Genomic DNA, 11218 nt, shown 5'->3' on the forward strand with positions numbered 1-11218 from the left:
CCTGCTCGCCGAGCGGGCCACCGGCCTCGATCTCGGCCAGCACCTTCGCGTGCACGGCGGAGTGCTGCCGCACCTCCAGCTCGGCGAGGTGGAAGCCGAACGTCTCGGCCTGCCAGATCAGCTGCTGCAGGTGGCCGTAGGCCTGGCGTGGCGCGCCCGAGCGCACGAGCGACTCCTGCAGCACCGTCAGATCCGCGAGCAGATCGTCCGGTGTCCGGTAGGCGAGGTCCGCGTCCCGCGTCCGCGTCGCAGCGATGCGGCGGGCCAGCAGCAGCAGCACGCGGCGGTGGGGTTCGTCCGGCGAGCGCTTCGCGACCTCCGCCGCGGCCTCCTCGTCAGCCGAGCGGAGGCGCTGCCAGAGCGACAGCAGGGCAGCGGACGGCGGGGTGGTCGTCGCATCGAGCGTCAGGGTGCGGCCGACCCTGGCCGCCGTGCGCTCGAGGCCGAGCAGCACGTGCTCGCTCGCGATCGCGGCCGCCTGCTTCGTGACGGAGGCGGTGACGAACGGGTTGCCGTCGCGGTCGCCGCCGACCCACGTGCCGAGGCGCACGAACGGGCGGACGAGCGGCGCCGCCACGCCGGACTTCTCACCGAGCAGCAGGTCGTCGATGCGGCGGTACACCGCGGGGATCGCGGTGTAGAGCGTCTCGTCGAACACGGCCATGATCGAGCGGACCTCGTCGACCGGGGAGGGCTTCTCCGCCCGCAGCGGCGCGGTGCGCCACAGCGTGTCGATCTCCTCCAGCATGCTGCGCTCCACCCGGCCGACCTGCGTGGCGCCGGACGCGCCGTCGTGGTCGTCGAGCAGGTCGGCGAGCCGCCGGATGGCCGAGGACACCGCACGGCGACGCGCCTCCGTGGGGTGCGCGGTGAAGACGGGGTGGAACCGGAGGGACTGGAGGCGCTCCAGCGCGGTCTCCGCACCGACCTCGCCGGCCAGGTGCGCGAACGCGCTCCCGACCGAGTCCGCCGGGTCGCGGGACGCTCGGCCGTCCCGCTCGCGCAGCACGCGGATCCGCTGGTGCTCCTCCGCGAGGTTCACGAGGTGGAAGTACGCGGTGAACGCGCGGGCGACCTCGTCCGACCGCGCGACCGTCAGGTCGTCGGCGATGGCCATCGCCGCGCTGAACGCACGGCCCGTCTCATCGGTGTACGCCTGGATCGTCGCGACCCGCAGCCGCTCGACGTCGTCGTAGAGGCCGGGGGAGCCGCTCTCGCGCAGCACCCTGCCGAGCAGCTCGCCGAGCAGCCGTACGTGCGCGCGCATCCGCTCGGGGATCTCCTGCTCGGCCTCGAAGCGGCCGACGGCCTCCGGCAGCACGGTCTCAGGCATGCGACAACGCTAGGGCGCGCGTGTGTCGGGTTCGGACACCGGGCTCACTGGGGGTCGGAGTGCTTGAACGGCCACGGCAGCGCCGCCGGGTCGGTGGTCGCGCCCGGGTCGGAGCCCGCGTCGCGCTCGATGACGGTGCCGTACTGCTCGATCTGGGCCAGGTTCCGCAGCGCGGAGCCCAGCCCGCCGTCCTCCGGCCCCTCGAGACCGACCGACTTGCGCACCGACAGCATGAACCCCACGCGCCGATCCTCCTCCTCGCGTCGCCCTCAGGCGCGCACCGCGCTGTGGCGCACGATGGAGGCGTGATCACCGCGGACGACCGCTGCCCCTGCGGCGGGGCGACCTACGCGACATGCTGCGGGCCGCTGCACGACGGCGCACCCGCGGTGACGGCGGAGGCGCTGATGCGGTCGCGGTACTCGGCGTTCGCGCTCCGGCTCGACGCCTACCTGCTGGCCACCTGGGCCGATGCGACGCGTCCGCGCGACCTCGACCTCGACGACCGCGTGCGATGGCGGCGCCTGCAGATCGTCGACACCGCGCGGGGGAGCGCCGATGACACGACCGGCGTCGTCGAGTTCCGCGCCGCGTCCCGGTCGGCGGACGGCGCCGGGGTGCTCCACGAGCGCAGCCGGTTCGTCCGCGAGGACGGCCGCTGGGTCTATCTCGACGGCGAGATCGTCGACTGACCGGGTCAGCGGCGGCGCTTGCCGGCCCTCGGAGCAGGTTTCGGCTTGCTGCGGCCCGCCCGGGCGGGCTGCACGTTCTGCGCCGCCTTCTGCTTCGCCTTCGCGACCGGAGGCGGCGGCGGCTCGGCGGCCTCGCCGCGGGAGCTGTTCGCGGTGCGGCCCCGCACGATGCCGATGAACTCCGCCACGAACGGGTCCGCGTCGTCCCGTAGCCAGACCAGGCCCACGCGGCTCGGGGGAGCGTCGCTCACCGGCCGCGCCACGAGATCACGGCGCCCGGTCGCCCGGAACACCGACTGCGGCATCCGCGCGATCCCGTGGCCTGCTGCGACGATGTCGAGCACGCCGTCGTCCCAGCCCGGGTGGACCTGCTCCTCCGCGATGTCCGCCTCCGTCACCGCGTCGAACACCTTCACCGGGTGATCCTTCGCGGCGACCACCATCGGCGTCTCGTCCCAGAGCGGGATGACGTGGACCTCGGAGGCGTCCATCCCGTCCACCGGGAGGCGGGCGAACACCATCCGCACGCGGGTCCGCAGCGCGGCGGCGACGTCGTCCACCGCCGTGATCTCGAGCGGCACGTCGAGCATCCGCTCGCGCCACACCCGCACCCAGCGGTCTGGGGTGACGCCGGTGACGACGCCGATCACGAACGGGTCCGGCACCGCCCCGAGGGTAGCGTTCCCGTCGTGGCGCAGGAGCAGACGATGAAGCCCGAGACCGCGGCGAAGAAGCTCGGGGTGCTGCTCGACGCCACCCCCGAGGCGTTCCGGGCGGCTCCGGTGACGCGGACGACGCTCCAGGAGCTGCAGGATGAGCCGCCCGAGTGGCTGGTCGAGCTGCGGAGGTCGGGCCCGCATCCGCGGCCGGTGGTCGCGGCCCGTCTCGGCGTCTCCGTCGCGGGCCTGCGTCGCGCGGAGCTGACCGAGCCGCTGACGACCGACGAGATCCAGGCGCTGCTGACCGCCAAGCCGGACTGGCTGCTCCGCGAGCGCGAGACGCACGCGGCCGTGATGGCCGAGAACGCGCGGATCAAGCGCGAGCGCGCCTCCGACGCCTGAGGAATTCGTGATTCGCTCACCCAGGTGAGGTGAGGCACACCTAAACTCGTGGGTGTGCGCAGCCATCGCGGTCGACCCGGCCCCACCGTCCTCCTCGCGGGGGACAGTGCGGACCTGCGGGACCTGCGTGCGCTCGCGGCGACGCTGCCCGCGGACGCCTACGGTCAGATCTACATCGAGGTCGTATCGGCCGAGCAGATCGAGTCGTTGCCCACGCCCGCGCGCGTGGCCGTCACCTGGCTGCTCCGAGCGCAGGATACGGGTGCTGCTGTCCCCGAGCGCGGCGTGCTGCTGACCGCGGCGATCGACGCCTGGACGGCCGAGTGGATGCCCGTCGGCGAGCGGAACGACCGGCGCATCGCCTGGGTCGGCTGCAGCGCCGCGCCGCACATCGCCGACCGGTACCGCCTGCTGCAGGAGCGGTCCATGACCGCCGCGGCGATGGGACTCCCCGAAGCGGAGTGAGCTACTCGCCCGCGTCCAGCCAGCTCGCGGGCGCCGGCAGCAGCGAAGCCAGTTCGTCCCAGAGCGGATCCGGGATCGGCGTCGCGGCGAGCGCCTCCGTCGCCGCGATCCGTGTCGGATCCGACATGCCCACGACGGTCGAGTCGACGAGGTCGCTGCGCAGGGAGAACTGCAGCGCCGCGGCGCCGAGCGGCACGTCGTACCGCGCGCAGACGGCCTCCATCGCCCTCGCGGCCTCGACCGCCTCGGCCGCGCCGAGCCCGTAGGCGTACCGCGGCACGGCGGCGACGCCGCGGGAGAGGATGCCGCCGCCGTAGGGCGCCGCGTTCAGCACGCCGATGCCGCGTTCGCGCGCGGTGCGGAACAGCGGCTCGGCGGACCGGTCGAGCAGGGTGAGCCGGTTGTGGCTGAGGACGACGTCGAACTCACCGGTGTCCAGGTAGCGGCGCAGCAGTCCGACGGGGCCGCCGGCGACGCCGATCGCGTCGACGAGGCCGCGCTCCTTCAGGTCGACGAGGGCACGGAGCGGCCCGCCCGGTGCGACCCCCTCCTCGAACGTGATCCGCTCGGGGTCGTGGAGGTGCAGCAGCGGTACCCGGTCGAGCCCGAGCCGTTCGAGACTCTCCTCGAACGATCGCCGTACGCGGTCCCCGGAGAAGTCCGTGCCGCCGGTCGCCGGGTCGACCTTGGTGGCGATCACGACGTCGGAGGGCAACCCTCCGGTCCTCGCGAGGGCGATCCCGATCCGCTGCTCGCTCTGCCCGTCGGTGCCATAGCCGTTGGAGGTGTCGATGAACCGGATCGGGCTGCTCAGCACCGCCTCGACGGTGGCGACGCCCCGGTCGTCTTCGGCGTCGTGGCCGACCGGCCCAGGCAGGCTGCCGATCGGGCTGGCGCCGAAGCACAGCTCCGTGACGACGATCCCGGTCGATCCCAGCGTCCGCGTGTTCATGGACCCATCCTGGCGCCCCGTCGCACGCGCTGGCTGATCGAGACGGGCGGGCGCAGCGTCGCAGGTTACGGCCCGTTCAGGGCCGCAACCGCGACACAGCTTTCGATCCGCTTGCGGATCGAAAGCCATCGAACACTGCGTCGACCACCCGGGGGCCGGGGCACTGCCTCCGAGCCTCCCGCGTGATCGATCAGAGCTTCAGGATGCGCCCGACCAGTGCCAGACGCAAGACCCGATCGGCTGGTATCGGCGTGTCTGCGAGATCCGTCAGCGGGCGCCGGTGGCGAGGGAACGCAGCAGCGCCTCCGGCGACACGGCCGCGGCGCGGGCTCGGCGCTCGAGCGCGTCCCACTCGTCCGCGGACAGGTCCAGCGTCACCTGCCGCGAGCGCGGGGCGGGGACGGGCGCGGGCCGGCCGGCGACGGGTGCGCCGAGCGGGATGAAACCCGGTCCCGAGGGGATGTCGGAGCGGTTCTGGTAGGCGGTCGCGCAGGCGCGGGCACGCTCGTCGGCGGCCTCGTTCAGCTCGTGGCCGACATGGCCTTTGACCCATTCGAAGCGGTAGCGGCGGCCCGCGATCGCCTCGTCGATCTCCTGCATCAGCTCCACGTTCATCACGGGGGCGCCGTCGGCCTTCCGCCAGCCTTTCCGCTTCCAGCCGGGCATCCACTTCACGACGGAGTTGATGACGTACTGGCTGTCGCAGAGCACGAGCAGGTCGTCGTCGACCCCTGCGGTCGCACGGAACAGCTCGAGCACGGCCTTCAGCTCGCCCATGTTGTTCGTGCCGTGGGGCCAGCCCCCGGCGTCCCAGCGGTCCCGGTCGATGTACCAGGCCCATCCGGCAGGGCCCGGGTTGCCCAGGGCGGATCCGTCAGCAGCGGCGGTGATCGTCACCCCGGCATCGTACGGAGGCGTCCGGGTCGCGCTCCGCCGGCCGTCACTCCGCCTGGGCGAACCACGGCGGGTGCACGACGACTCGCGGCGGTGCGCCCTCGACGTCGGCGAACATCTGCCGGACCCGGATGCGGACCGGCTCGTTCGCGACGGCGATCAGGTTCACCGAGGTGAGCGGCACCGCGGTCGGGACCAGCACCTCGACGGTCGCCAGCTCGGGGTCCGTGCGCGCGGCGAGCGCGATCGCCTTCGCCGGGTCGGAGAGCGTGAACCGGGTCGCGGGCGCCGCGGCATCGCCGTCGGTCACGACGAGGTCGGGAGGCAGGTCGCGGCCGACCGCCACGAGCACCGCGTAGTCGGCGGCGGTGAGCGCGCGCGCGGCGGCGGACCAGTGGGGCTCCTCCGCTCCTTCACGCAGCTCGGCCCAGCGCTTGGAGTCCGCGGAGGCCGAGAACGGCACGAATTCGTCGACGTGCCGACCGTCGCCGACGTCGGCGTGCGCGCGCAGCTCGCGGGCGAGCGGTGCGGCGACGTCGAGGTCGGGCGTGACCCCCGAGCCGATCGGCCGGATCTCGCCGTCGATCAGGATCGACTCGAGGTTCGCCAGCGGGGTCACGTGGTACAGCCGCCGCGTCGCGAACGGCGGAACCTTGACGGGGGCGCCGCCGGGCGCGCCCGCATGCCGCTTCGCGGGCTTCATGACGCGCGTCGCGCTGCGCGACGCCGTCCGCGTGGGCGGGGCCGCTACTGCGACGGGCTCCGGCGCGACCCGCGGGAAGCAGATGTCGCACAGACCGTCTTCGAAGCCGTGGATGCACTCCGCCACGTCAGATCGCCGCCCCTCGCTCCGGGCTCACGGTTCCCCGGGCCCCTTCTACGGTACGGCGTCAGCGCCCGTCCCGCGCGCGCCGGTCGCCACGGACCGAGCACGATCCCCACCCGGCACGGCCGGCACGCCGAGTCGCGACGCGTCGGGACCGCCTGGCGTGGGCTCAGCAGGACTCAGCACCATCAGCAGGACGGAGACGCCGATCCTGCCCTGCTGTCGCTCCTCAGACCTGCTGTCGCGCTCCGACCGCGAGGATCGAACGGTGACGACGACGGGCGACGTGCGGATCGCGGCGTCGGCCTGGCGGATGCTCGCGCTCGGCGTGCTGGCGCAGGCGGCCGGGACGCTCGTCGTCTCCACCCCCGCCTTCCTGATCCCGCTGCTGCACCTGCAGGAGGGGATCCCGTTGCCGCAGGTCGGCGTGCTGGTCGCCGCGCCCACCGTCGGGCTCGTCCTCACGCTCGTCGCGTGGGGCGCGCTGACGGACCGGGTGGGGGAGCGGTGGGTGATCGCCGGCGGCCTCGCGCTGGCGGGGGCGCTGACGGCGCTCGCCGCGGTCGTCGGCGGTCTGGTGCCCACCGGGATCCTGCTGCTGCTCGCCGGTGGTGCCACCGGCAGCTGCAGCGCGGCGAGCGGCCGCGTCGTGGTCGGCTGGTTCCCGCGGCGCCGGAGGGGGTTCGCGATGGGCATCCGGCAGGTGTCGCAGCCGCTCGGGGTGGCCGTCGCCGCGCTCGTCGTCCCGCCGCTCGCCGAGGCGGGCGGGATCGGGCTGCCGCTCGTCGTCGGCGCGGTCGCCACCGGCGTGCTCGCCGTCGCCTGCGCGGTCGGGATCACGGACCCGCCGCGCCCGCCTCGCGGCGCGTCGGTCACCTCCGCGAACCCCTACCAGCGCGACCGGTTCCTGCTGCGGGTGCACCTCGTGTCCGTGCTGCTCGTCGTGCCGCAGTTCACGCTGTCGACGTTCGGACTCGTCTGGCTGATCGCGGACCTCCGCTGGTCGGCCGCGGCGGCCGGGGTCGTCGTCGCGATCGCCCAGTTCGTCGGTGCGGGCGGACGGATCGTCGTCGGCGGGGTGAGCGACCGGTTCGGGAGGATGCGCCTGCTCCGCCTCGTCGCGGTCGCCGGCGTGGTCGGCCTGCTGCTGCTCTCCGCGGCCGGTGCCGTCGACTGGGCGGCTCCGGCCGCGATCCTCCTGATCCTCACGACGACGATCAGCGTCGCGGACAACGGACTCGCGTTCACCTCGGTCGCCGAGGCGGCCGGTCCGGCGTGGTCGGGGCGCGCGCTCGGCATCCAGAACACGGGCCAGTTCGTCGCCGCCTCCGTGGTCGCGCCGGGTGTCGGCGCGGTGATCGCGCTCGTCGGCTACCCCCTCGCGTTCGGCCTGGTGGCGGTCGCGCCGCTGCTCGCCCTGCCGCTCGTGCCGAGACAGGACGCGCACGCGCCCTGAGCTGCTCGGGCCCGTACCCTGCAGGGATGCCTGCCGACGCCCTCCCGACCCCGGCGCTCCGGTCCACAGCCGTTCGATCGGCGCAGGTCCGGCCTGCGACCGAGGGCTGGCAGCAGCAGAAGGACGCCGACGGGCGCCCCCTCCTGCAGTTCGCGTCGCCGAAGCGCGGCAAGCCGCCGGTGCACCTCGCGGACCTGACCCCGGAGGGACGCCGCGCCCGCCTCGTCGAGCTCGGGCTGCCCGCGTTCCGCGCCGGCCAGATCGCCCGCCACTACTTCACCAGGTACACCGCCGACCCCGCCGAGATGACCGACCTGCCCGCCGCGGGCCGGGAGGAACTGGTCGCCGGGCTGCTGCCCGAACTGATGACCGAGGTCCGGCGCTTCGCGACCGACCGCGGCGACACGATCAAGTTCCTCTGGAAGCTGCACGACGGCGCCCTCGTCGAGTCGGTGCTGATGCGCTATCCGGGGCGGATCACCCTCTGCGTGTCGTCCCAAGCCGGCTGCGGCATGAACTGCCCCTTCTGCGCGACCGGGCAGGCCGGCCTGACCCGCAACATGTCGGCCGCGGAGATCGTCGACCAGGTCGTTCGCGCGAACCGCGTCATCGCCGCCGGCGACCTCGGCGGCAAGCGGCCGGCCGGCGGAAGCACGAGCAGCGGCACCACCCCGGAGCGCGTCAGCAACATCGTGTTCATGGGCATGGGGGAGCCGCTCGCGAACTACAACCGCCTGATGTCCGCGCTGCGCACGATGGTCGCACCGGCCCCGGACGGTCTCGCGATGAGCGCCAGGCACATCACCGTCTCGACGGTCGGCCTCGTGCCGGCGATCCACAAGCTCGCCGCGGAGCAGCTCCCGGTGACGTTCGCCCTCTCCCTCCACGCGCCCGACGACCACCTGCGCGACGAGCTGATCCCGGTGAACTCGCGCTGGAAGGTCGACGAGGCACTCGACGCCGCCCGCGCCTACTTCGACGCGACCGGGCGCCGCGTGTCGATCGAGTACGCCTTGATCAAGGACATGAACGACCACGGGTGGCGCGCCGATCTGCTCGCGCAGAAGCTGAACGAGCGTGGCCGCGGCTGGGTGCACGTCAACCCGATCCCGCTGAACCCGACGCCGGGCTCCATCTGGACCGCCTCCGACAAGGACGTGCAGCAGGAGTTCGTGCGCCGCCTCGAGTCCGCCGGCATCCCGACGACGATCCGCGACACCCGCGGCACGGAGATCGACGGCGCCTGCGGCCAGCTCGCCGCGGCCGACGCCTAGTTCGACGCTCCATCCCTGACTCGACGGAGCGCTCGGTCGGATCAGGGACACGGCGTCGATCGTGCGGTCGCGCGACCCCCGGACTGGGGCGCGGGTCGCAACCGGGCGCTGCGCGGAGGCGGGCGCACCCTCGATCCCACCGTCCACAGCTGCACGGAAGGAAGAGATCCATGTGCTCCTGCCGCCACTCCCACCACTGCCCGCCGCCGTGCGCCTGCGATGCGGCGTGCGACCACTGCGATCACGGCGATCTGCAGGTCGCCGCGTAGGGCTCAGGCGCGGGTGCGTGCCCGGTCGATCGCGTCCTCGACGACCTCGACCAGGCGGAAGGCCGCGTAGGGCAGCATCGCGATCAGCGCGAACCCGGCCACCGTCAGCGCGAGCATCGCGATGTCGGAGCCGGTCATGCGGGAATGATGTCCGAGCGCCGCCCGGTGCGAAACCCCGAATGCAGGGGGTGCGGAACCGCTGTCCGAGCGAGCGCGCACCATCGCCGGTGTGCGATGTCCGATGTGCGACGGGAAGCGGGTCCTGCTCGCTGCCGTGCCCGGGGAGCAGCCCGGCGCGCGGCGGGTCTGCCTCGACTGCGCCGCGCTCTGGGATCGCCCCGCTGATGAGGACTGACGGAGGGGCCCGTCGAGGAGCAGGATGTGCCGGTGCCCATTCGCCAGCGAGCCGTGCCACGCGCCGTCCGGATCCCCGGGCCCGCGCTGGTGCTCGTGCTGGGGTCGGGCGCGGTCCGCGCGACCCGGCGGGCGTTCCGGTCCGACGAGGTCGTGCGGTCGGACGAGGACCTGACCGCTCGCCTCGAGCACGGGCTGCTCGTCGCGGTGCCGCTGGAGGACGCGGATCCCGTGCGCGTCGCCGACCTGCTGACCCTCGCCGTCGGACTCGACCGCGCCGTCGACGCGATCGTCCTCGGGCAGCAGGCGTTCGCGCTGCCCCGGGCGCGCTTCCGCTCCGTCACCGAACTCGAGTCCACGACGTTCGCCGTCGTGCGGAGTCCGGCCGACTCCGACCACCGGGATCTGACCGGCCCGTTCGACGTCATCGGCGACGTGCACGGCTGTCTGGAGGAGCTGCTGCTCCTGCTCGCGAGACTCGGCTACGAGGTCCGGCTCGACGGGGCGGGCCGGCCGGATGGCGCCCAGCACCCGGCCGGCCGCACGGCCGTGTTCGTCGGCGACCTGGTCGACCGCGGCCCCGACGTGACCGGTGTGCTCCGCCTCGTGCTCGGCATGCTCGCGTCCGGCGATTCTCTGAGCGTGCTCGGCAACCACGACGACGCGCTGCGCCGCGCGCTGCTCGGCCACGACGTCGAGATCTGCAGTGGGCTCGACGTCTCGCTCACGCAGCTGGCGCAGGAGCCGGATGAGTTCCGCATCGCGGTCGGGGAGGCCCTCGCCGCACTGCCGGCGCATCTCGTCCTCGACGGCGGCGACCTCGTGGTCGCCCACGCCGGCCTCGCCGAGCGGTACCACGGCCACGAGTCGGACCGCGTCCGCAGCCTGTGCCTCCACGGCCCGACGACCGGCGAGACCGACGAGGCGGGTCTCCCGGTCCGTCTCCCGTGGGCCGAGGGCTACCGCGGCGCCGCCACGGTGGTCTACGGCCACACCCCGACCGCTGCTCGTGCATGGCGGAACGGCACGGTCTGCGTCGACGGCGGCTGCGTGTTCGGCGGCGCGCTGGTCGCGCTCCGCTACCCGGAGCGCGAACTCGTGGAGGTCCCCGCGGTCGCGCGGCACAGCGTGCCGGTCCGGCCGTTCCTCCCCGCGGGCTGAGCAGCCGCCCGCGCTCCGCAGCGCTGCCAGGATGACCGCGTGAGCATCGACTACCGCACGACCATGCACCTGATCGGCCGGAACACGGGCATCCCCGTTCCGCCCGAGGTGCTGGCGGCGCTGGGTGGCGGCCGGCGCCCATCGCTCGCGATCGTGGTGAACGGCTACCGCTACTCCAGCACCGTCGGGTCGATGGGCGGACAGGCGCTCATCCCGTTCTCCGCCGAGCACCGGGCGGCGAGCGGCATCGCGGGCGGGGACGCGCTCGAGGTGACGCTCGAGCTCGCGCCGCCGCCCGAGCTCGTGGTTCCGGAGGATCTCGTGGCCGCACTCGCGGAGGCCGGTGCTCGGGATGCGTTCGACGCGCTGGCGCCGAGCAGGAGGAAGGCGCACGTCGTCTCGATCGAGAGCGCCAAGACGCCCGAGACCCGAGCCCGTCGCGTCGCCGCAGCCGTCGACGCGGTGCGCGGCTGAGCGTCCG

Annotated in this window: 13 protein-coding genes and 1 pseudogene; 7 read left to right on the forward strand and 7 right to left on the reverse strand. The window is 73.8% G+C overall.

Annotated elements, in window-relative coordinates; genetic code table 11:
- Positions 1–1333, reverse strand: a 1333-nt coding sequence (locus ACFE67_RS11315) for a phosphoenolpyruvate carboxylase (protein ID WP_375406982.1), incomplete at its 3' end; no start/stop codon positions are given.
- A gap of 44 nt (positions 1334–1377) precedes the next feature.
- Positions 1378–1575 carry a hypothetical protein gene (locus ACFE67_RS11320; protein WP_375406983.1) on the reverse strand — a complete coding sequence of 66 codons (198 nt, stop codon included), beginning with the start codon at positions 1573–1575 and terminating at the stop codon, positions 1378–1380.
- A 63-nt stretch (positions 1576–1638) separates the two neighbouring features.
- Between ACFE67_RS11320 and ACFE67_RS11325 the strand changes: the two genes are divergently transcribed.
- On the forward strand, positions 1639–2025 hold the full coding sequence (locus ACFE67_RS11325) for a YchJ family protein (RefSeq protein WP_375406984.1): 387 nt from the start codon (positions 1639–1641) through the stop codon (positions 2023–2025).
- Positions 2026–2030: 5 nt separating this feature from the next.
- Here ACFE67_RS11325 and ACFE67_RS11330 read toward each other — a convergent pair whose 3' ends face one another.
- Entirely contained in the window at positions 2031–2690 is a 660-nt protein-coding gene (locus ACFE67_RS11330) for a LysR substrate-binding domain-containing protein (protein ID WP_375406985.1), read from the reverse strand.
- A 42-nt stretch (positions 2691–2732) separates the two neighbouring features.
- On the opposite strand from ACFE67_RS11330, the gene ACFE67_RS11335 reads away from it, so the two are divergent.
- Together ACFE67_RS11335 and ACFE67_RS11340 are read left to right on the forward strand one after the other, a co-directional pair.
- Positions 2733–3086 carry a DUF5997 family protein gene (locus tag ACFE67_RS11335; protein ID WP_375406994.1) on the forward strand — a complete coding sequence of 118 codons (354 nt, stop codon included), beginning with the start codon at positions 2733–2735 and terminating at the stop codon, positions 3084–3086.
- 54 nt (positions 3087–3140) lie between these two features.
- Positions 3141–3551, forward strand: a complete 411-nt coding sequence (locus ACFE67_RS11340; RefSeq protein ID WP_375406986.1) for an SIP domain-containing protein — start codon at positions 3141–3143, stop codon at positions 3549–3551.
- 1 nt (position 3552) lies between these two features.
- Here the strand turns inward: ACFE67_RS11340 and ACFE67_RS11345 are convergent, their stop codons facing one another.
- From ACFE67_RS11345 to ACFE67_RS11355, 3 genes and pseudogenes are all read right to left on the reverse strand, one after another.
- Positions 3553–4503, reverse strand: coding sequence for an aldo/keto reductase (locus ACFE67_RS11345; RefSeq protein ID WP_375406987.1), 951 nt, complete (start codon positions 4501–4503; stop codon positions 3553–3555).
- A 440-nt stretch (positions 4504–4943) separates the two neighbouring features.
- Positions 4944–5400: pseudogene (locus tag ACFE67_RS11350) on the reverse strand (RNase H family protein); the annotation flags it as partial.
- A 43-nt stretch (positions 5401–5443) separates the two neighbouring features.
- Entirely contained in the window at positions 5444–6226 is a 783-nt protein-coding gene (locus ACFE67_RS11355) for a DarT ssDNA thymidine ADP-ribosyltransferase family protein (RefSeq protein ID WP_375406988.1), read from the reverse strand.
- 265 nt (positions 6227–6491) lie between these two features.
- On the opposite strand from ACFE67_RS11355, the gene ACFE67_RS11360 reads away from it, so the two are divergent.
- Together ACFE67_RS11360 and rlmN are read left to right on the forward strand one after the other, a co-directional pair.
- On the forward strand, positions 6492–7679 hold the full coding sequence (locus tag ACFE67_RS11360) for an MFS transporter (protein ID WP_375406989.1): 1188 nt from the start codon (positions 6492–6494) through the stop codon (positions 7677–7679).
- A gap of 26 nt (positions 7680–7705) precedes the next feature.
- Positions 7706–8953, forward strand: coding sequence for a 23S rRNA (adenine(2503)-C(2))-methyltransferase RlmN (gene rlmN / locus ACFE67_RS11365; protein WP_375406990.1), 1248 nt, complete (start codon positions 7706–7708; stop codon positions 8951–8953).
- Between the two features lie 272 nt (positions 8954–9225).
- On the opposite strand, the gene ACFE67_RS11370 is transcribed toward rlmN, so the two are convergent.
- Entirely contained in the window at positions 9226–9360 is a 135-nt protein-coding gene (locus ACFE67_RS11370; protein WP_375406991.1) for a hypothetical protein, read from the reverse strand.
- Between the two features lie 249 nt (positions 9361–9609).
- Here ACFE67_RS11370 and ACFE67_RS11375 point away from each other — a divergent pair, with 249 nt between their 5' ends.
- Positions 9610–10737 carry a metallophosphoesterase gene (locus ACFE67_RS11375; protein WP_375406992.1) on the forward strand — a complete coding sequence of 376 codons (1128 nt, stop codon included), beginning with the start codon at positions 9610–9612 and terminating at the stop codon, positions 10735–10737.
- A 39-nt stretch (positions 10738–10776) separates the two neighbouring features.
- Positions 10777–11211 carry a YdeI/OmpD-associated family protein gene (locus tag ACFE67_RS11380; RefSeq protein WP_375406993.1) on the forward strand — a complete coding sequence of 145 codons (435 nt, stop codon included), beginning with the start codon at positions 10777–10779 and terminating at the stop codon, positions 11209–11211.
- Positions 11212–11218: the final 7 nt, after the last annotated feature.

Origin of the sequence: uncultured Amnibacterium sp. (assembly GCF_964244015.1) — a bacterium.
In the GTDB taxonomy this organism is placed as follows: domain Bacteria; phylum Actinomycetota; class Actinomycetes; order Actinomycetales; family Microbacteriaceae; genus Amnibacterium.